Origin of the sequence: Arthrobacter celericrescens, from assembly GCF_003614925.1 — a bacterium.
GTDB classification, from domain to species: Bacteria; Actinomycetota; Actinomycetes; order Actinomycetales; family Micrococcaceae; genus Arthrobacter; species Arthrobacter celericrescens.
Map to the genome: position 1 here is coordinate 92,013 of NZ_QYLP01000014.1, position 19,996 is coordinate 112,008.

Below are 19,996 nucleotides of genomic sequence, written 5' to 3' on the forward strand. Positions count from 1 at the left end.
GCGGCGCTTGGACCTGGCACTGAGTCCAAGCGCTGCGGCCCGCTCCCATTCCCTAACGATCGTTAGTTACAATGGTTGAGAGCCCCGCCGGTCAGTTGAATGGATGAGATGAACCTGTTGCCTCGCGAGCGAGCAAACGCCGCTGTCAGGGAGTTCTTGTCGAGCCGCGACTGGTCCTCCCAGACCCCTGCGCGTCGTCGCATCCTGGCGGCGTTTCTGCAGCTTGCCACAACACGGGGCTTCGATTCGGTGACCATGCGAACTTTGGGTCGCGCGCTGGATATGAAGGCGCCCAGCATCTACTCGAGCTTCCCTCAAGGCAAAGACGAGATTGTTGCGGAGTCGCTCCGTTGGTTTACCCACACCTTTGCCCGTGACCTCCTGGCCAGCGCCGAAGAAGCCAACTCGCCGGAGGAGTACTGGGCTGCGCTTGTTCGCTTCCATCTGGCCCAGCAGCTCCAGCGGCCGGAAGCCGACCTCTGGGACCTCCTCGTTGCCACGGACAAGGTGGCACGCTTTCTGACCGACGAGGTCCGCGATGAGGTCGGGCTGTGGATGGGCCTCCATGCGGACATGTATGCTGCGGCGGCTGAAGAAATGGGTTACGAGCTCCCTGTCCGAACCACCAAAGTGATTTTCACGCTTTTGGACGGCGCCGGGCGATGGGCTGGCTGGAGCGGCAGTGACCATGATCTCGCTGAGCTGCTGGATCACACGGTTGCCCTGACCCGCTCAATTCTCGAGGTCGGCACCGGAAGCCGGACCCTGGCCTAGGGCCCCGTCTCCTCAAGCGAGACACGCCGTTCAAGAGGAGTCGCTGCCCTGCGCCGTCAAGCCAAGGAGGAAGGTCACGATCACCCCGTTCAGTGCCGAGGCAAATGACTGGTGCATGAACGCCAGGCTTGGATCTGTTTCGTAGGCTGCCAGTACCGGAGGTGTGGGGTGGGAGTGTGTCCAGAGGGCACCCACCAGGATGATGATCATTTGGGCACCCTGGACTGAGCGATCCCTCTGAATCTCGGGCAACACCTGTCGAAGTAGTGCGGCAAATCCCGTCAGGCTGTCGCGCGCTCCCAGCTTGTACTTGAGCACGACCTCTGTGGACACGTTGCGTTCCAGGACGCCGGCCTGCGCGCTGAGAAGCTCACACAACTTCGGGCGAGCGGCGAAGGATGCGGACAGTGTGGCCGCAACGTCGCGTGCCCTGGTGATCGCTGGAGTCGAAGGGTCAACGTCTGCCTGGAGTGCTTCGCCAACTTCGGCTAGGAATTCGGTTGCGGCATGGGCTAGAAGCTCAAGGAGAACCGCTTCACGCGACTCGAAGTAACGCAGCACATTGGATTTTGCTAGTCCGACCCGACGACTGAGTTCGTTCAGGCTCAATGCCGAGACGGGCATCTCGTCAAGCATGACCGCTGCGGTCTCAAGGATGCTTTGGCGTCGTGATGCGCGTTGCTCGTCGCTTCGGGCGCGTTGGAAGGCACTCATGCCTTCAAGCATAGGAGACCGGTAGTCTCTTGACTATAGACCGCCGGTCTCTTACTCTTTTAGAGACCGATGGTCTGATACCCCTTCGGGATCGGGCGAACGGACACGGAGAGCAAATGCTCATCCCCTTACCGCCTCGGCGCCGAGCTCGCCGGGGTCAAGATGAATGGAAGGAATTTTCATGACGCAGAAGGTTGCTTTGGTCACTGGCGCATCATCCGGCATTGGTGCGATTACAGCCCGCCAGCTCAAGGAGGCCGGTTTCGTCGTGTACGGCGCGGCCCGACGTGTCGACCGCATGGCGGAGTTGGCTGCTCTCGGTGTGCACACGATCGCCCTGGACGTGATCGATGAATCATCAGCCAAAAACGCCGTAACGAAGATCCTCGAGACCGAGGGCCGGATCGACGTTTTGGTCAACAATGCCGGCTATGGATCCTATGGGGCGCTTGAGGACGTGGCGATGCACGAGGCGCGTGCGCAGATCGACGTGAACTTGTTCGGGCTGGCATACCTGACGCAACTCGTGCTCCCAGCCATGCGCGCCCAACGCGGCGGCACGATTATCAACATCAGCTCCATGGGCGGGCAGTTCGCCACGCCCATGGGGTCCTGGTACCACGCGAGCAAATATGCCGTCGAGGGGCTCAGCGACGCGCTGCGTCTGGAGCTGAAGCGGTTCGGCATCGACGTCGTACTTATCCAGCCCGGCTCGATTCGTACCGAGTGGGGCGAGATTGCCGCCGAAAAGCTACGCATCACGTCCGGCCATGGACCTTATGGAGAACAGGCCAATGCCATGGCCAAGTCCCTGGCAAGCAGTTCCCAGCCCGGCACGAAAATGGCTTCGCCGCCCAGCGTCATTGCCCGGGCGGTGACCAAGGCGGCCACCGCCCGCCGTCCACGCACCCGTTACCGCCTGGGATTCGGGGCCCGACCGCTCATCTTCCTCAGCAGGCTCCTTCCCAATCGCGTCTTCGACGCCTTGGTCAAGCGCTCCACCGGCGTGCCGGCCTAGAGGCGCGTCACTGAGTGCTGGGGGTTCGCAAGGTTCACTTCCTGGTGCCCTGTATGCGCGAGCGACATCGCAGTCGGGAAACTTGGCGAAAACTCTTGCCTAACTAACGCTCGTTAGCCTAAGGTTTTCGCTAGGTCCGATGATGTGCCTGCAGGAAATCTCGACCTACCCAATTACCCAGACGTAATTCGATAGGGAACCGAAATGAGCCAACACATAAGTGCCGAACGCGATGAGTCGGCACCCCCACAAAGCACCGAATCGCCAACCGAGCTTCGCGGTCAACTTGGTGTAGGAAGCATCCTCTTCTCCGTAGTCGCCTGGGCGGCCCCATTACTGGTCGTCGTCGGCCTTATGCCGTCGATGATTGCCTTCGGAGGCAACGGCATTATCGCTGCCCTTGCCGTTTCGACAGTCATATTGCTCCTGTTCTCCGTGGGGTACACCGCCGTCACGAGATACGTTGAACGCCCTGGAGCTTTCTATGCCTACATAACCGCTGGACTCGGCAAGAATGTGGGGCTCGGCGGAGCCTTCCTGGCTATGTCGGGATATCTTGTGCTCCTCTTGTCCACGTGGGCTGCGTTCGGAGTGTATGGCCGGCAACTCGTTGTTGATACGTTCCATGGACCGGATCTGCCTTGGTATCTCTATGGGATTGTCGGAGCGTTACTCGCCGGAGTGGCTGCGTACCGCAAGATCGAGTTCTCAGCCAAGACCCTCGGCGTAGCCCTGATCCTCGAAGTAGTGCTCGTTGTCGTCTTCAACCTCAGGGTCTTCTTCGACGGCGGCCCGGACGGACCGCCGCTGAACGCCCTGTCCTGGGAGGGAGCGAGCACCGGAAACTTCGGCTTGGTCCTGTTGTTCGCGATGCTGTGCTTCGGAGGGTTCGAATCCTCGGCCATCTATCGTGAGGAGGCCAAAGACCCCAACAAGACCATTCCCAGGGCTACCTATGTTGCGGTTGTCCTGATCGGTCTCTTCTACCTTGTGGCGGCTTGGGCCATGCTGACCGCACTCGGCTCACAGGGCGTCGCCGATGCCCGGGCCGGAGGCGCCGTGGCTTCCATGTTCGGCGACCTTGCCGCCGCATACATCGGAAACGTTGTGCCGGGCATCATCAATGCCCTTGTGATCTCCTCGACGTTTGCATGCCTGCTGGCCCAGCACAATGCCGTCGCACGGTACGCCTACTCGCTCGGCAAGGACGGGGTGCTGCCACGCATTCTCGGGGATGCGCATGCCAGGCATCGTTCACCATTTGTTGCTTCACTCATCGTCAGCGCCCTCGAAGTTGCGGCTGTAGTCATCATCGCTGCGGCCACGGCCTTTGATTCAGCAGGCACGGACGCGTTCACCGTCTACATCCGGCTCAATGGTCTCGGCGCGATCGTCGTCGTGGCTCTCCTGGTACTGGTTTCCGTCGCAGTGCTCGCGTATTTCAGACACCACAAAGTGCCCGGCCGTGGCACCTGGAAGACCACCGCCGCGCCCACGCTCGCGCTGGCAAGCCTGGCGATAGTGCTGGTTCTCAGCTTCTTCAACGTTGATGCACTCATCGGCGCCGGGTTCATGGCTTCGTTGTCGTTCACGCTCTTCATCCCGGTGGTCTGGGTGGGCGGCATTGCGTACGCGCGCTGGCTGAGGAAGTCGAGGCCCGCCGTCTACGAAAAAATCGGGCGCCAATAGTCACTCCGCCAGGAGCCACACACATGACAACTCAGAAGGAAAACAACATGACAGATCGTCTCGCCGGCAAGATCGCAGTTCTCAGCGGCGGAGCAAGCGGCATGGGCGTCAGCCATACACGCCGCTTGATTCGCGAAGGGGCCCGGGTCATCTCATTCGACCTTAACGAGGGTGCCGGGCCTCACCTCGTTGACGAGTTGGGCGAAGACAAGCTGATCTTCCTCCGCGGAGACGTCCGGAAAGCCGAGGACTGGGATCGGGTAGTGGCCGCGGGACGAAAGCGCTTCGGCATTCCGAACGTGCTGATCAACAACGCCGGGATCTCGCCTCTGCAATCACTGGAAAAGGTTTCCGAGGACGAGTACCGCCGGGTGATTGATATCAACCAGGTCGGTACTTTCCTGGGAATGCGCGCGCTTGTTCCATCCCTGCGCGAAGCTGGTGGTTCGGTCATCAACATCGCCTCGACTGCTGCGCTGGTGGCCTTTGCCGACTTGTTCCCCTACGTTGCATCGAAATGGGCCGTGCGGGGTATGACGAAGGCCGCGGCACTGGAGTTGGCCAAGGACGGCATCCGGGTAAACGCGATCTGCCCGGGAGACACGGATACTCCGATGATTCGCGCGATCGCCGACACTCCTTCAGGTGCGTTGCCACCCACCGACGACCTGCCCTTCAAGCGATGGGCGCAGCCGGAGGAGATCAGTGCCGCCGTCGTCTTCCTCGCCTCGGATGAATCGTCCTACATGAGTGGCGGCGAGCTTGTCATCGACGGCGCCTACACCGCGCAGTAATCCTCCAGACAGAAAGGTCGAATAATGGATCGAGTCAAGGGCAAGATCGCGATCGTGAGCGGTGCCGGAAGCGGCATGGGCTTGGAACACGTGCGCGCACTCGTGGGGGAGGGAGCACAAGTAGTGGGCTTTGACATTGCTGCCGGGGAGGGGGCTGCGCTGATGGATGAGCTTGGCGCAGACCGGTTCCGCTTCCTCCCTCAGCGGAGCGTCACCTCAGCGTCTGATTGGGCCGACGTTGTCCGTGCATGCGAGATCACGTACGGAGCGCCGAATGTTCTCGTCAACAACGCCGGAATCTTTCGATCGACCCGAGTTGAGAGTGTCAGTGAACAGGACTATCGCGCCGTCATCGATGTGAACCAGGTCGGACCTTTCCTCGGAATGCAGACTGTCATTCCGGCGATGCGGTACGCAGGCGGGGGCTCCATCATCAACATCTGTTCCACGTCCGGCATCGTGGCTTTCGAAGACAACTTTGCCTATGTAGCTTCGAAGTGGGCCGTGCGGGGAATGACGAAGGCGGCGGCACTCGAATTGGCGGCGGACGGCATCCGCGTCAACGCTGTGTGCCCGGGTGAGACAGAGACCCCGATGTTGCTCGGCAGCTCTGAACCTGGGACTGCGTTGCCGCCGGAGAGCTTCCCGTTCGGACGGTGGGCCCGCCCTGAGGAGATCGCCTCCGTTGTGCTGTTCCTCGCCTCAGATGAGGCGTCCTACATGAGCGGCAGTGAGGTTGTAGTCGACGGGGTATACACCGCCGCGTAGAACGTGCCCTGGGACGGATGCGCCGAGGCAATGACTTGCCTCGGCGCATCCCGAGTCATTCGTCAGTCGCCGCTGTTGAAAGACAAGCAGCGACCGCCAGCCTGTTCGAAGCCATGCGCGCCGAGTCGCTAGGGGACCGTGTGCCAAATTGAAACAGATTTCCCGGGTCTCTTCCATGCTGTGATGGCCAGTGTGCAAGCAGACGATTTAGAAAGGGAGATTTGTGGTTTCACTGATAAAAGAACGTTTGCCTGACCTGGCATCCCGAACTCAGCGGAAGGTATTCACGAGGCTAATGCCGATTCTGATGCTGGGGTACATTGTCGGCTACCTCGATCGGACGAGCATCTCCTTCGCCAGCCAGGGCCTAAATAAGGAATTCGGCATGAACGCCAGTGCGTTCGGATTCGCCGTCGGGATTTTCTTTCTCGGGTATGTTCTTTTTGAGGTACCGAGCAATGTGCTGCTCCATCGGGTAGGAGCGCGTCTCTGGATTGCCAGGATCATGATTAGTTGGGGGATTATTACCGTCCTGATCGGATTCTCCACCGGGGTTGAGTGGGTTTATATTCTCCGTTTTCTCCTGGGTGTCGCCGAGGCTGGATTCTTTCCCGGAATTATCCTTTACCTTACATACTGGTTCCCCAATGCCATCCGGGCTCGCATGCTGTCCATTTTCATGCTTTCTGTCTCAATCGCGCTCGCTTCGGGAAGCCTGCTGAACGGCCAGATTCTGTATCACTTCGATGGATTCATGGGTTTTTCCGGATGGCGGTGGATCTTCTTTGTTGGAGGTATTTTGGCAATGCTCCTCGGTGTTCTCTCGTTTTTCCTCCTAACTGATTCGCCACAAAAGGCTCGTTGGTTGGCGGAGGATGAGCGGTCCTGGCTGGTCCAAACCCTCGAGGCTGAGAACCAGGAGCGCGCGGCGGGGCGCACGAACCACGGAACTTGGGCGGGATTGCGCGATAGGCGCGTGCTGCTTCTGGCGCTTGTATTCTTCCTCATCCAGTTTGGAAACTATCCCCTTGCTTTTTGGCTTCCCCAGCTGGTGAAGTCAATTGGACCGGGACTTTCGGGTGTGCAGGTGAGTCTTCTCACTGCTGTTCCCTACGCCTGTGCGGCAACGGTGCTCCTGCTGATGGCTTTGCGTTTTGCCCGGCGCGATTCCCAGGTTTCCCATATCGCGGTCCCGTTGATCATCGCCACAGGAGCATTCGCTGTGATCACGGCCGCGCTTGGTCAGCCACTTGTCGCGCTGATTGCTATAACGGTCGCGGTGATGTGCGTCTTGCCGGCCACGGCTATGTTTTGGTCGCTGCCTACCCATTACCTGACTGGAGCGGCCGCAGCCAGCGGGATCGCCTTTATCAACTCCGTAGGCAACATCGCCGGATTTGTAAGCCCGTACAGTTACGGTGTTCTCCGCGATGTCACCGGCAGTGACAATTTTGCGCTTGCAACCCTCGGAGCAGCCGTGTTCATTGCGTCTGCGGTCCTGATTTCCTGGAGGATGGTCACAGCCAAACGTCATTCTGAACGTCCGGTTCTTCTTGAGACGGGACACTGACTCTCGGCCACACCAGTGTGCGGCACCGAGGTCGTCGTCGACGGGGCACATACCGCCGTGTCGTCTCCGGGTCCGGGCGACGCGGAGTTGCCCCGGCAACGTGGGAAAATCCCGCGTTGCCGGGGCCGCGCCACCAAACCATCAAGCAAACCTACTTCTTAGGCAACCCCGGCGGATTCAACTCAGACTTCGCAATAGCCTCCGAACCCAGGCCCCAGCGGTCCAGGATCTTCCCGTACGTCCCGTTCTTAATAAGCACGTTAAGAGCAGCCTGCGCCGCAACCGCCAACCCATTCCCCTTCTTCGTCGTAAACGCGATGTCGGCGTTCAGCGGCCAGCCACCGTTGACGGTGCCCACCTGCTTGGTCTTGCCGTCCTTCGCAGCCTTGTACGCGGCCCCCGCGTTCGGCCCGAAGGTCAGGTCCGCGCGGCCGGACTGGATCGCCAGCGACGAGGCGGAGTCGTCGTCGTAATACTGGAACTCAACCGGCTTCAGGCCGTTCTTCTTGTTCTCCTCGTCCCAGCGCACCAGGATCGCTTCCTGGTTGGTGCCCGAGCCCACGATCACCCGCTTGCCCGCCACGTCCTTCGCCTCCTTCACGGAGCCAATCGGAGAGTCGCTCTTCGCGTAGAAGCCCAGGAGGTCGGTGCGGTAGGTGGCGAAGTCGAACTTTTCCTTGCGCGCCTCGGTGACGGTGACGTTGGAGAGCACGGCCTCGTACTTGGACGATTCGATGCCCAGCGGCCAGTCCGCCCACGCCACCGGCAGCACCTCGACCTTGAGGCCCAGGGTCTCGCCGATCGCGTACGCCAGGTCCACCTCGTTGCCGATCAGCGTCTTGTTGTCCGTGGCGAACAGGCTGAGCGGAGCGGTGCCTCCGGTGCTGACCACCGTCAGCTTGCCGTCCGCCTTGACGGCCTCCGGAACCAGCGCCGCGGCCGCGGCATCCGTTGAGACCGGGAAGCGGTCCTGCTCGGGGCTGAGGTTGAAGGTCTTACCGCCGATGCTCGCAGCGGACGACGACGGCGCTGCCGCCCCCTGTGAGCCCTGCGCGGCGGTTGCGCCCGGGTCGGAGCAGGCCGCGAGCCCGAGTGTCGCCGCTGCCGCGAGGGCCAGCGCCGTGCCCTTGGTGAAGGCTGAAATAACCATGGAGTACCTCTGATTTCTGCTGAACGGGATGCTTGTGGCTGCAACTATCCGGCAGCGAAAACGGGCCGGTCAAAGCCATTTGAAACGCTTGGATACGGGAAGAAACCGGGCTTAATCGCGGGTCCGCGAGGGTCATATTCAGGGTCCGCCAGAAGGACAACCAAGTAGTGCGGCGAAATAAACCCAGCAAAAGACAAGTACCCGGCGGCGAAAGACGGGTGGCGATTACGCGTGTGGGCCATATGACCCCGGCCCTACGGTTGGACCACGCTGCGGCCGCGGGGGCTGCAAGAAGTCTGGGGAGGCACCAAAATGGCACCAGTAGCAGCCTGTCAAAACGCGCCCGGAAGCCCGGGAAACTTACGAAGAACAGCTCGGAGAACTGCGGCGGCGCTGGCCACGGGGGCGTTGCTCCTGGGCGCGGCCGGGATCGCACGGGCCGACAACATCTACAACAACCTCGACGGCAGCGTTGATTCGGTTGCCGAAGTCATGCCCTTGAACGCCGGCGGAGCCAATGGCGTCACCGTACTCGCGGTGCAGACCGCCAATGGCGACGGCAAGAACGGCTGCAACCTCACCGGTGGGACGGCGCTGACGCTCAGCCTCACCTCGAGCCAGCCTTCGGTGGCCACGGTCAGCCCGTCCAGCGTCACCTTCACGTCTTGCGGCACCACCAGGCAGGTCACTGTGACACCCCTGAGCGCCGGGTCCACCACCGTGACCGCGGGCGTCACCAGCAACAACACGGGCGGAACCTTCAACCTCGCCCCGGCCACCTTCCAGGTCAATGTCACCCCTCCCGCGCCCACCAACACCGCACCCACCCTGGGCGTCACCGGCGTCTCGGCCGGCTCGTCCTACTCCAAGGGCGCGGTACCCGCAGCAGTCTGCAACGTGACGGACACCGAGGACGGTCCCAGCACCTTCCCGGCCACGCTGGGAGCTGTCACCGGACCGGACGCTGCCACCGGCGTCGGAAGCCAGACGGCGAGCTGCGACTACACGGACGACGGCGGCCTGCACGCTTCCAGTTCCGTCACCTACAACATCGTTGACGCCACCGCCCCGGAAGTCAGCTACACGCTCAGCCCAGTGGCGCCTGACGGACTCAACGGCTGGTACCGCAGCGAGGTGTACCTGGACTGGACGGTCACCGAAGGCGATTCGCCCAGCACCCTGGCCAAGACCGGCTGCGTGGACCAGCTCATCAGCGCCGACCAGGCATCTGCGGACTACAGCTGCAGCGCCAGCAGCAGCGGCGGCAGCGCAGGCCCCGTAACGGTGTCCATCAAGAAGGATGGCACCGCCCCCGGCGTCTCCTACACGAGCGCCAGCGGCACCGAAGGCAACAACGGCTGGTACACCTCCGACGTCACCGCCACCTTCACGGGAACTGACGCGACGTCGGGCCCGGCCTCCGCGACGCAGACCGCCACCTCCTCCGGTGAGGGATCCGACGTCGTCGTCCAGAGCCCGGCGTTCTCCGACAACGCCGGAAACGAAACGGCGGCAGGCGCGGCCAGCCACAGCTTCAAGATCGACAAGACGGCACCGGGCGTCGAATACACCAGCGCCGCCGGCACCGAAGGCAACAACGGCTGGTACACCTCGGACGTCACCGCCACCTTCACGGGAACGGACGTAACGTCCGGTCCGGCGTCGGCCACCCAGACCGCTGCCAGCAGCGGTGAGGGATCCGCCGTCGTGGTGGAAAGCCCGGCGTTCGAGGACAACGCCGGCAACGTGACGGCAGCCGGTGCTGCGAGCCACAGCTTCAAGGTCGACAAGACGGCACCGTCGGTGTCGTACACCGGTGCAACCGGCACCCTGGGCGCCAACGGCTGGTACACCTCCGATGTGACCGCGACCTTCACGGGAACGGACGCGACGTCCGGCCCGGCGTCGGCCACCCAGACGGCCACCTCCTCCGGTGAGGGATCCGCCGTCGCGGTTTCCAGCCCGGCGTTCTCCGACGAAGCCGGCAACACCACGGCGGCTGGCGCGGACAGTTGGAGCTTTAAGATCGACAAGACGAACCCGACCGCCGCTTTTGACTCGGTGGTGGGCAACGCCTACTTCGGATCCGTGGCGGCGGCCCCGAGCTGCACGGCCTCGGACGACGTCTCCGGCCCGGCAGGCTGCGTGGTCACCGGCTACTCCACCCTGGTGGGTACCCACACCCTGACCGCGACGGCCACGGACAACGCCGGCCGCACCTCCACCACCCAGCACAGCTACACCGTGATGGCCTGGACGCTCAAGGGCTTCTACCAGCCGGTGGACATGAACGGCGTGCTGAACACTGTCAAGGGCGGCAGCACCGTCCCGGCGAAGTTTGAAGTCTTCGCCGGCAGCACGGAACTGACCGACACCAACATCGTGACGATGAGCGCCACCAAGATCACGTGCACCCTGACCACGGTGGACGACATCGAGCTCACGGCCACGGGGAACACCTCCCTCCGGTACGACTCGGTGAGCGGCCAGTTCATCTACAACTGGAAGACTCCGGCCACCCCGGGATCGTGCTACCGGTTGACCATGAAGACGACCGACGGCTCCAGCATCTTCGCGAACTTCAAGATGAAGTAGTCGAACTGCTCGCACGAAGGCCTGGGGTGTGACCCCGGGCCTTCGTGTGGTCTGCGTGTGCGTACTGACGGAAAGGATCACAACTTGAAACAGGAACACGAGCAGGTGCGGCGGGCCGTCCGGCGCGCCTTCCTTGAAAGCGACGTTGTCGGGCTCGGGACGGGCGGTGACTGGTTTCCGGAGGATGAGTACGACGCCGAAGCGGACCGGGCGATGTCCCTGCTGGTCAGGGGGCTGTCCCTGGAGGAGGTGGTCGCCTGGACGGTGGGCGCCATCGCCCGCGATTGGGGCGTGGATATTGGGCCCGGAAAGAAGCAAATGCTGGCCGCCGCGCTCGCCGGGGCTGTGGGGGAGCACCGGGGTTGGGCCTAACCCCGCTAAGCGTGCGCCCGCCCGGCCCCGGCGGGAGCAACCGGTACTCCCGCGGGACCCAAGCCTGGCGAAACCGGCCTTAGCCCACCACCGTCATGACAGCGCCGCGCAGATGTCGAACTGGCGTCCGCTGCTCACGACGGGGCCCACCTGGTCACCTGTGGCCGTCTTCAGGGTGAAGGTGACGTTGCCGTTGTAGACAGTGGTCGAGGGACCGTCGGCATCCGTGGGGAAGAGCAGGAGAGTCCCGTACCCCTTGATGGAGTATTTCGTGACATCACCGATCTCTGCCGTCTTGGTGACCGAGGCCTTCGTATCCACCGTCACGGACCGGAGAAGGGCTCCGGTTTGGCGGTCGACGGCATAGAACGTGATGATCGTGCCGCTTCCGGCGGTGACGGTATAAAACACGCCGTCATGGAGGCGGGTCACGCGCAGCCCTTGGTTTCCGCCCGTGAAGGAAAGGGAAACGTCGAAGTTCGGGCATGCCGGGAAGGGACCAAAGATGTCCTCGGCGTTGGCCGCCTGTGGAGCGAACAGGGTCAGGCCGGCGAGCAGGGCCACCGACGTGAGGGCGCGCAAAACTTTCTTCATGACTGTTCCTGGAGGGTGCGAAGGAATTCGTTGACTGCAGCGCACCATCAAGGGCTGACGGAGGAGACCGACCACCGCGTATCGATCGGGACGAGCCCTGATTGCAGCACGTGGACGCGCTGCGGCGACATGATCATGCCGTCCTCCATGAGGACGCTCAACGGCCTCGAAGATCCCGACGGCGGAGCTCCCCATTCCCTGCCGACCGGCCTTCACGGTAAATAGTGGCCGCCCACGCGGGGCTTGTCCAGAGCCTGGCGCAGCAATCGAAGGCGGCTACGGAAACGTCCTAATGATGATGGTGCGCGTGCCCCTCGGCGCCGTGCGCGTGGCCTTCCGCATCATGGGCTCCGGCCGCGATGCCGGCGGCCTCGGCCAGATGCTGCCATCCGGCGTCGCTGAGGGCGTGGTAGCTGATGTGCAGTTCACCCGCCGGGCCCTTGGTCGCGTCGGTATCCCGTAGTTCGAGGGCCGAAACGAGTTTCTCGGCAACCGTGAGGAACGCCTGGACCTGCGGGTTGAGCCCTTCGGGCCAGTGCGTAGCAGCGACGGCGATGCGCGCGTTGCCGATCAGCGCGGCCCAGTTGCGGTCGATCTTCGGCGCCGGGCCGGTGAGGTTGGTGGCGATGCCGTGGAAGCCGACGTTATCTATGAACGCAAGCGCGGCCAGGACGCCGGCAATTCCTTCGCCGCGGCTGTCATGAGGGTCCATGGTTGCTCTCCTCTGTCGGATTCAGGATGCACCGCCGAGGTGGGCCGTTCAAGGCCCCACGAGCCGGTGGGAAGAAAGCAGGTGACCCGCCACACCCTTGAGGTGAGGAATTTACCGGCCACCCGCCGTCGTTGTCCCAAATGCGGCCGGATACGCGGCCGCCTGAACGCAATCGAAAGGCCGGCACCGACGTGACTGTTCCCCTCTCCATCCTCGACCTGGCAATCATCGGCAAAGGCCAGACGGCGGCGGAGAGCTTCGCGGGCAGTGTCGCCATGGCGCAGCTCGCCGAGCGGCTTGGCTACCGGCGGATCTGGTACGCCGAGCACCACAACATGAGCTCCATCGCCTCCTCCGCCACGAGCGTGCTGATCGCGCACGTCGCCGCCCACACCGAAAGCATCCGGCTGGGCGCCGGCGGGATCATGCTTCCCAACCACTCGCCGCTCACCATCGCCGAGCAGTTCGGCACCCTCGAAACCCTGCATCCAGGGCGGATCGACCTCGGCCTCGGCCGCGCCCCCGGCAGCGACCAGAACACCATGCGTGCCCTGCGGCGGGATCCGACGGCGGCAGACACCTTCCCGCAGGACGTGCTGGAACTGCAGGGCTACTTGAGCGGTCCCAGCCGGATCCAAGGTGTGGAAGCGACGCCGGGACGCGGCACGAACGTGCCGCTCTATCTCTTGGGTTCCTCCCTGTTCGGCGCGCGGCTTGCCGCCCAGCTCGGACTTCCGTACGCCTTCGCGTCCCATTTCGCGCCCGCCGCGCTGCAGGACGCCGTCGCCCTTTATCGCCGTGAGTTCCAGCCCTCCGGCCAGCTCGCGGAACCGTACGTGATCGCCGGCGTGAACGTGGTGGCCGCGGATTCGGTGGCGGAGGCGCAGCAGCTGCACTTGGACGTGAAGCGGGCCCGCATCTCCACCTTCTTCGGCAACGGCCGGGTGTTCACCGACGATGAGGCGGACATGATTCTCGACTCCGCCCAGGGCCAGCACGTGGCCCAGATGATGAAGTACTCCGCCATCGGGACCCCGGAGGTGGTGCGCGACTACCTCGACGAATTCGCCAAGCACGCCGACGCGGACGAGCTCATCGTGGCCCACCAAAGCACCGGCACCGAGAGCCGCCTGCGCTCCGTGGAACTCACCGCGCAGGCCGTGGGACTGGTGCGGGCTTAAGTCATGACTGGCGGGGCGCCGCCGGTGATTTTTCAGGCCGCAAAGCATACCGCCGGACTTTTACGCGGCCCGGCTTGAGTCGCGGTTCGGCGGGGCCATAGAGTTCTCCTCATCACTCGGCGCTACGGCGCCGATCCTTCGCATCTTTTCGTGAATAATTGGGGGCTACATGGCGCGCGCCATCTCCAAGGCGCGGCTGCGCCTTGTTCTCTTATTGACCCTGCTGACCGGCATGGTTTTCGCCGGCGTTGCGCCGGCCCACGCCGCGGGCACGGCCAGCATCTCCGGCACCGTGACCGTCCCCGCGGGGGCGGACGTCACCCAGGCGGTGGTCTTGCTCCTGGCGGAGACGCCCGAGGGCTACACCATGCCGGATGCGGAAATTACGCCCGACGCCACCGGCGCCTACACCTTCGCGGAAATTTGGCCGGGGCGGTACAAGATCGTGTTCGCCCACCCGGCAACCACGGTCGTGTGGAACGGCGGCGCGTCCACCGAAGAGACCGCGCCGTGGATCGAACTGGCCGAGGGCCAGTCGGTGACGGGCGCGGACGCCACCCTTGCGCTGGCGGGGTCCATTGCCGGCACGGTGAGCTTCGCCGCGGGCGCGGATCCGGAACAGGTAGTGGTTTCTGCCTTCCTGGACGGTTCCTATGATTTCCCCGTTACGGCGACGGCGACCGACCCGGACGGCCAGTACATCCTGGAAAACCTTGCACCGGGTTCCTACAAACTCAACTTCATGGGCAGCGCAGCATCGGTGTGGAACGGCAACAGCCTGAGCCCGGAGACCGCACCGGCCATTGTGGTGGCCGAGGGATCCGCGATTACCGGCGAGGATGTCACGATCACCGTCGACCCCGGTGCGGGCAGCATCTCCGGAACCGTGGTCCGGCTCGGCGGCGGCGGAGTCGAAGGAACCTTGGTGGAGGTCAGAGACCTGTCCGGCATGCCGATAACTGAAACGAACGCCGCAGCCGACGGCACCTATACGCTGTCCAGCCTTGCCGCTGGGCTCTACAAGGTGTCCATTCACCCGAGCCCGATCGGTAGCGATCCTGTTTGGTACGGCGGCACGGATCAGGCCACGGCTACCCCGATCGAGGTCGCCGCCAGTGCCGCAGTCACAGGTATCGACTTCACTTTGCCAGCCGCGGCGAGCCTCAGCGGCACCGTGGCAGGCTACGACGGGGAAGCACCCCTGATGGTGCAGGTCTATCCGCTTTCCAATCACCCGCGATATGGCCCGCCCCTCGGCTACACCATGGTTAACCCGGACGGCAGCTACACCGTGAGCGGCCTGCCCACCGGTCAGGTGAAGGTACGGCTTTTCGGGGAGATCGGCGGCTACGCCAATGAATGGTACGGCGGCGACATCCGCACCACCACTGTCCTGAACGTGACCGAAGGACAGACAACCTCGGGGATCAATTTCACGGCGGTTCCGGAAGCCGTGATTGCGGGGCAGGTCAAGTCCCCGTTCCCTCCTGACCGGACGACTGTCAGGGTCCTGAACGAAGCCGGCAACGAGGCGGGCGATGCCCTCCCGGCCGAGGATGGCAGTTACGAGGTCCTTGGTCTGCCCGCCGGTTCCTACACGGTCGAATTCCGGGCGTCCACGGACGACGGCAGCATGACCTCCTGGTACGGCGGTAAGACCCTCGCCAGCGCGGCCACGGTGACCGTCGAGGCCGGCCAGACAGTGACCGGCATCGACAGCGACGTCGTGAAGAAGCCTGCCCCGCCGCGGAAGCCCACTGATACCGTGCCGCCGCGGAAGCCGGCGGGTTCCGCCACGTCGGCGCAGAAACCTGCGGACGCGGAACCGTCCCAGGAACCTGCCGAAGTTGCCGCTGCGGCTACCACCGTGGAGCCTGCAGGAACGGCAACCACCCCGCAGGCCGCCGCGAACACCGCCGGCGTGCAGCGGGCCTCCGCCACCGGCGCTGCTCCGGTTAAGGCTGGTGACGAGGCCAAGGTTGGCGACCCGGCCCCGACGGGCGAGGCGGCGGACACCGGTAGCCCGGCCACAACGGGCACGCCGGCCGCCGCAGGTGACCTCGCCGAAGCCAGCGCGCCGGCGAACCTCGCCCCGCTGGGCCTGGCCCTTGGAGTGCTCGGCGCTGCCGGCGTCGCGATCTTCCTGACCGCCCGGTTCCGGGCCCGCCGCTAACCGCTAACAGTCTGAGGGCCCGGGAACCGCATGGTTCCCGGGCCCTCAGCCGTCCCTCCCGCGGCTCGCGCAGCCGTTACGCCCCGGCAACACCGGGGCCACGCAGGCGAAACCGGGCGGGCGGACACTGGACGGATCCACCCGGAAGGATGCCGCCCATGCCCACTCCGCTCAACCAGTCCGTGGCCGATTCTGCCCTGCTGACCAAGTCGCTCCCACTGGGCCTACTGCGCACTTTTGTCCAGTCTGACGGGGCCGACGACGGCATCACCCCGCAACTGCTCGCCGAGTTGCGGATCCTTGCCCGCACCCCGGGCTTGCTCGTGGCCTGCAACTACGGCGGGACCCTGTGCGTGGCCGAGGGCGTATCCACCGAAACCCTTCCGCTGGGCAGCGCGGCCGTCGCGCTCCGGGCCCTCGCCGCCCTGCCCAACACGCACGCCGCCGTCGTATCCGGCAGGTCCTTGAGGGACCTGGCCGCCGTCTCGCGGCTCCCCGCGGAAGTCCACCTGGTGGGTTCGCACGGCGTCGAATTCGACATGGCGTACGCCTACGGGGTGTCCATGGCCACCGAAGCCCTCCTGCAGCAAACCGCCACGGCCCTGCACGAATCCCTCGGCTTCGAGAAGGGCATCAGCATCGAACGCAAGCCGGCCGCCGTCGGGGTCCGCACCCGCATGGCGACGCCGGACGTGGTCGCCAGGGTTACAGAGCGCGCTCGGGAGATCGCGCAGGAATTGGGCCTGTCCTTTATCGTGGACGGCTCGGTGCTGGACCTTTCGGTGGTGGAGCCTTCCAAGGACGCAGCCCTGGAACAGTTGCGGCAAAACCTCGGCGCCAGTGCCGCCCTGTTCGCCGGCGACGCCGACAGCGACGAACTCGCCCTGGCGACCCTCCGCGGTCCGGACCTCGGCCTGCGCGTGGGACCCGGCGACACCGTGGCAACCCACCGCCTGCCGGACCCCGAGGCCTTCGCGAAGGTCCTGGCCATCCTGTTCGAACTGCGCCGCGCCTGGCTGTTCGGTGAAGACGCAGTGGGCCTGGAACGGCATTCGATGATTGGCAACGGATCGTCCACGGCCCTGCTCACCCCGGAAGGCAAGATCTGCTGGATGAGCCACCCCCTTCCAGATTCCGGTTCCCTGTTCGCGCACATCCTGGGCGGCGATCCCGCCGGTCACTTCAGCGTAGAGCCGGTGAAGGCGTCGCAGGTGCTGGGCCAGCGCTATGTGGACAACACGATGATCGTGGAGACCCGCTGGGCCGACGTCATGGTCACGGACTACCTCGAACCCGCGCCCGAGGGCATCACCAGCCTCGTCCGCGTGCTGACCGGGACGGGCAGCGCCCGCATCGTGTTCGCGCCGCGCCCGGACTACGCGAACGCCCCGTTCAGCATGGAGGTCCGCGGCCATGAGCTGCACGTCGTGGGAACCTCGGACCCGATCGTGCTCGCGGCCCCCGGCGTCGCCTTCGCCGTCACCAGCGACGGGAAACACGCCACCGCCACCGCCGAGGTCAGCCTCGCCTACGGTCCCGTTGTCCTGAATCTGAGGTGCGGGGACACGGAGCCGGCGACGGCGGACCCCGCCGGAGAGCCCGACCGGAGGGCCGCCGTCGCGCAGGAATCCCGGCAGTGGGTCCGGGAGCTGGAGCTGCCGGGCATGAAACCCTCGCTGGTGCGGCGCTCCGCGCTGGTGCTGAAATCCCTGGTGCACGAGCCCACCGGGGCGGTCCTCGCCGCGCCCACCACCTCGCTGCCGGAAGGAATCGGCGGGACCCGCAACTGGGACTACCGCTATTGCTGGCTGAGGGACGGATCCATGACGGTGAACGCACTGGTGGACCTCGGTTCCACGGAGGAGGCCGACGGTTTCCTGCGTTGGCTGGACCGGATCCTGGAGAACGCCCCCGGGCCCGAATGGCTGCATCCGCTGTACTCCGTGACGGGTGCGCCCCTGTCCACCGAGGCGATCATCGAGACCCTCCCCGGTTACGCCGGATCGCGGCCCGTGCGGATCGGGAACGCGGCGGACCACCAGGTGCAGCTGGATGTGTTCGGCCCGATCGCGTCGCTCATCCACGGCCTGGGCACCCGCCGGGGGAGCCTGCCGGACGGGCATTGGCGGCTCATGGAGCAGATGGCGTCCGCTGTGCTGGCGCGCTGGCATGAGCCGGACCACGGCATCTGGGAAGCCCGCCGTGCACCGCGCCACCACACGTACACCAAGGTGATGTGCTGGGTGACGCTGGACCGGGCCATGCGCACCGCCGTGCGTTTCCGCAGGCCTGTGGGCGCCGGGTGGGAGGAAACTGCGAACACCATCCGGGCGGAAGTGCTCCGCGAAGGCTGGGACGATTCAGCGTGCTCCTACACCGTGGCGTACGACAGCCCGGACCTGGACGCCGCGGTGCTGCACATCGGCCTGTCCGGGCTGCTGGATGTCCGCGACCAGCGTTTCCTGGACACAGTGGCCGCCGTCGAGCGCGAACTGCGGGTGGGGCCGACCGTCTTCCGGTACCGGTACGACGACGGCCTTCCGGGTTTGGAGGGCGGGTTCCACATCTGCACCACCTGGCTGATCGAGGCCTACCTGGCCGTGGGCAGGATGGACGATGCGCTGGAGCTGTTCAACCAGCTGGTGGCGCTGTTCGGGCCGACGGGACTGCTGCCCGAGGAGTACGACCCGGGTACGGAAACCCACCTGGGCAACCATCCGCAGGCGTACTCACACCTGGGCTTCATCCGCTGCGCGCAGCTGCTGGACCGTTACCTTTCCACAGTGGAAGAGGAGTAGTCGCTCCGGCGGTCGGGGGGAAGGCTCAGTGCAGGAACGCGGCGATGACGAGCATCGCGGGCACCGCGATCACGGTGGTGATCAGCACCGTGTCCTTCGCGATGGTGATGCCCTGCTGGTAGCGGGTGGCGGCCACGAATACGTTCTGCGCCGTGGGGAGGGCGCCGGCGATGGTGGCCGCGAACAGGGCGTGGCCGTTGAGCCCGAGGACGAAGTGGGCCACCAGGAACGCCAGGGCCGGGTGCAGGATGAGCTTGAAGGCCGACGCGATCACGATGTCCGTCCGGCGTCCGCTGGCTGCCGAGAAGGGCCGGTTCCCGTTGAGCGACATGCCGAAGGACATCAGCATGGCCGGCACCGCGGCGCCGCCGATGAAGTGGATCGGCTGGAGGACGGGGTCCGGCAGTTGCAGGTGGAGGGCGGAGAACAGCAGCGCCAGCGCTGAGGCCACGATCACCGGATTCCGCAGGATGATCAGCAGGAACTTCAGCAGCGGATTCTGTTTCGCGCTGCGGGAGCCGTGGGTGGCGTCCAGGGCCATCAGGTAGACCGGGTTGTAGAAGGCCAGTTGGAAGATCAGCAGGGGTGCCACGTAGCTCGCGTCGCCCAGCACATAGACCGCGATCGGAATGCCGAGGTTGGCGCTGTTGGCCTGGCTGGCGCTCATGGCGCCGATGAGGGCCTCGGGCATCTTCCGTTTCAGCGCGAACTTGCTGAGCAGCACATAGATGATGCCCACAACCGTTCCGCTGATCGCCGCGGCGGCGAGCTGCGGGCCCAGGACATCCTCGAGCCTGGCCTTGGACAACGTTTCGAAGAGGAGCGCAGGGCTCGCTACGAAGAAGGCGAGCCGGCTGAGCGTCTGCCCGGCATTCGGGCCGAGGATCTCGCGCTTGCCGACGAACCAGCCCACGCCGATGATCGCCCACACCACGAAGAAGCCCGACAGTACCTCGATCACAGCAGGGTTCCGGACGTGCTTGGTGGAGTGCCGGGGAGGTTCACGATCCCAGCGTAATCAGATTTATTTGCCGGAGAGGTGCGGCGGGGGCCGATTCCCGTTATGTGGACGCGGGTGGCCGGTGTGGACGTGC

Annotated in this window: 16 protein-coding genes; 11 read left to right on the plus strand and 5 right to left on the minus strand. The window is 64.6% G+C overall.

The annotated features are described in order from the left end of the window. Positions 1 to 99: 99 nt before the first annotated feature. A complete protein-coding gene (locus D3654_RS02055) occupies positions 100 to 774 on the plus strand; it encodes a TetR/AcrR family transcriptional regulator (RefSeq protein WP_245413033.1) in 675 nt (224 codons plus the stop codon). 30 nt (positions 775 to 804) lie between these two features. Here D3654_RS02055 and D3654_RS02060 read toward each other — a convergent pair whose 3' ends face one another. Beyond that, the gene (locus tag D3654_RS02060) at positions 805 to 1,488 is read right to left on the minus strand and encodes a TetR/AcrR family transcriptional regulator (RefSeq protein WP_120519874.1); all 684 of its coding nucleotides are present in this window, start codon (positions 1,486 to 1,488) and stop codon (positions 805 to 807) included. 181 nt (positions 1,489 to 1,669) lie between these two features. Between D3654_RS02060 and D3654_RS02065 the strand changes: the two genes are divergently transcribed. The 5 genes from D3654_RS02065 to D3654_RS02085 all read left to right on the plus strand — a co-directional run bounded on the left by D3654_RS02065 (position 1,670) and on the right by D3654_RS02085 (position 7,327). Continuing rightward, positions 1,670 to 2,506: an oxidoreductase gene (locus D3654_RS02065; protein WP_120519875.1), complete on the plus strand. Its 837-nt coding sequence runs from the start codon at positions 1,670 to 1,672 to the stop codon at positions 2,504 to 2,506. Positions 2,507 to 2,710: 204 nt separating this feature from the next. Then, positions 2,711 to 4,195: an APC family permease gene (locus tag D3654_RS02070; RefSeq protein WP_120519876.1), complete on the plus strand. Its 1,485-nt coding sequence runs from the start codon at positions 2,711 to 2,713 to the stop codon at positions 4,193 to 4,195. Between the two features lie 23 nt (positions 4,196 to 4,218). After that, positions 4,219 to 4,989: an SDR family oxidoreductase gene (locus tag D3654_RS02075; RefSeq protein WP_205571705.1), complete on the plus strand. Its 771-nt coding sequence runs from the start codon at positions 4,219 to 4,221 to the stop codon at positions 4,987 to 4,989. 24 nt (positions 4,990 to 5,013) lie between these two features. Next, the gene (locus tag D3654_RS02080) at positions 5,014 to 5,757 is read left to right on the plus strand and encodes an SDR family NAD(P)-dependent oxidoreductase (protein WP_120519878.1); all 744 of its coding nucleotides are present in this window, start codon (positions 5,014 to 5,016) and stop codon (positions 5,755 to 5,757) included. A 295-nt stretch (positions 5,758 to 6,052) separates the two neighbouring features. After that, a complete protein-coding gene (locus D3654_RS02085; protein WP_120519879.1) occupies positions 6,053 to 7,327 on the plus strand; it encodes an MFS transporter in 1,275 nt (424 codons plus the stop codon). 151 nt (positions 7,328 to 7,478) lie between these two features. On the opposite strand, the gene D3654_RS02090 is transcribed toward D3654_RS02085, so the two are convergent. Further along, positions 7,479 to 8,477, minus strand: coding sequence for an ABC transporter substrate-binding protein (locus D3654_RS02090; protein ID WP_120519880.1), 999 nt, complete (start codon positions 8,475 to 8,477; stop codon positions 7,479 to 7,481). A 408-nt stretch (positions 8,478 to 8,885) separates the two neighbouring features. On the opposite strand from D3654_RS02090, the gene D3654_RS02095 reads away from it, so the two are divergent. After that, positions 8,886 to 11,072 (plus strand): PxKF domain-containing protein, encoded by a 2,187-nt coding sequence (locus D3654_RS02095; protein ID WP_120519881.1) that lies wholly within the window; start codon positions 8,886 to 8,888, stop codon positions 11,070 to 11,072. Positions 11,073 to 11,156: 84 nt separating this feature from the next. Then, positions 11,157 to 11,444, plus strand: a complete 288-nt coding sequence (locus D3654_RS02100) for a hypothetical protein (protein ID WP_120519882.1) — start codon at positions 11,157 to 11,159, stop codon at positions 11,442 to 11,444. Between the two features lie 93 nt (positions 11,445 to 11,537). Here D3654_RS02100 and D3654_RS02105 read toward each other — a convergent pair whose 3' ends face one another. Both D3654_RS02105 and D3654_RS02110 read right to left on the minus strand, forming a co-directional pair. Next, the gene (locus D3654_RS02105; RefSeq protein WP_120519883.1) at positions 11,538 to 12,038 is read right to left on the minus strand and encodes a hypothetical protein; all 501 of its coding nucleotides are present in this window, start codon (positions 12,036 to 12,038) and stop codon (positions 11,538 to 11,540) included. A gap of 289 nt (positions 12,039 to 12,327) precedes the next feature. After that, positions 12,328 to 12,750, minus strand: coding sequence for a hypothetical protein (locus tag D3654_RS02110; protein ID WP_120519884.1), 423 nt, complete (start codon positions 12,748 to 12,750; stop codon positions 12,328 to 12,330). A 191-nt stretch (positions 12,751 to 12,941) separates the two neighbouring features. Here D3654_RS02110 and D3654_RS02115 point away from each other — a divergent pair, with 191 nt between their 5' ends. From D3654_RS02115 to D3654_RS02125, 3 genes are all read left to right on the plus strand, one after another. After that, positions 12,942 to 13,931: an LLM class flavin-dependent oxidoreductase gene (locus D3654_RS02115; protein WP_120519901.1), complete on the plus strand. Its 990-nt coding sequence runs from the start codon at positions 12,942 to 12,944 to the stop codon at positions 13,929 to 13,931. 169 nt (positions 13,932 to 14,100) lie between these two features. Further along, positions 14,101 to 16,104 carry an MSCRAMM family protein gene (locus D3654_RS02120; protein WP_120519885.1) on the plus strand — a complete coding sequence of 668 codons (2,004 nt, stop codon included), beginning with the start codon at positions 14,101 to 14,103 and terminating at the stop codon, positions 16,102 to 16,104. 158 nt (positions 16,105 to 16,262) lie between these two features. Further along, entirely contained in the window at positions 16,263 to 18,902 is a 2,640-nt protein-coding gene (locus D3654_RS02125; RefSeq protein WP_120519886.1) for a trehalase-like domain-containing protein, read from the plus strand. A 25-nt stretch (positions 18,903 to 18,927) separates the two neighbouring features. Here the strand turns inward: D3654_RS02125 and D3654_RS02130 are convergent, their stop codons facing one another. Then, positions 18,928 to 19,863, minus strand: a complete 936-nt coding sequence (locus D3654_RS02130) for an AEC family transporter (RefSeq protein ID WP_120519887.1) — start codon at positions 19,861 to 19,863, stop codon at positions 18,928 to 18,930. Positions 19,864 to 19,996 lie beyond the last annotated feature (133 nt).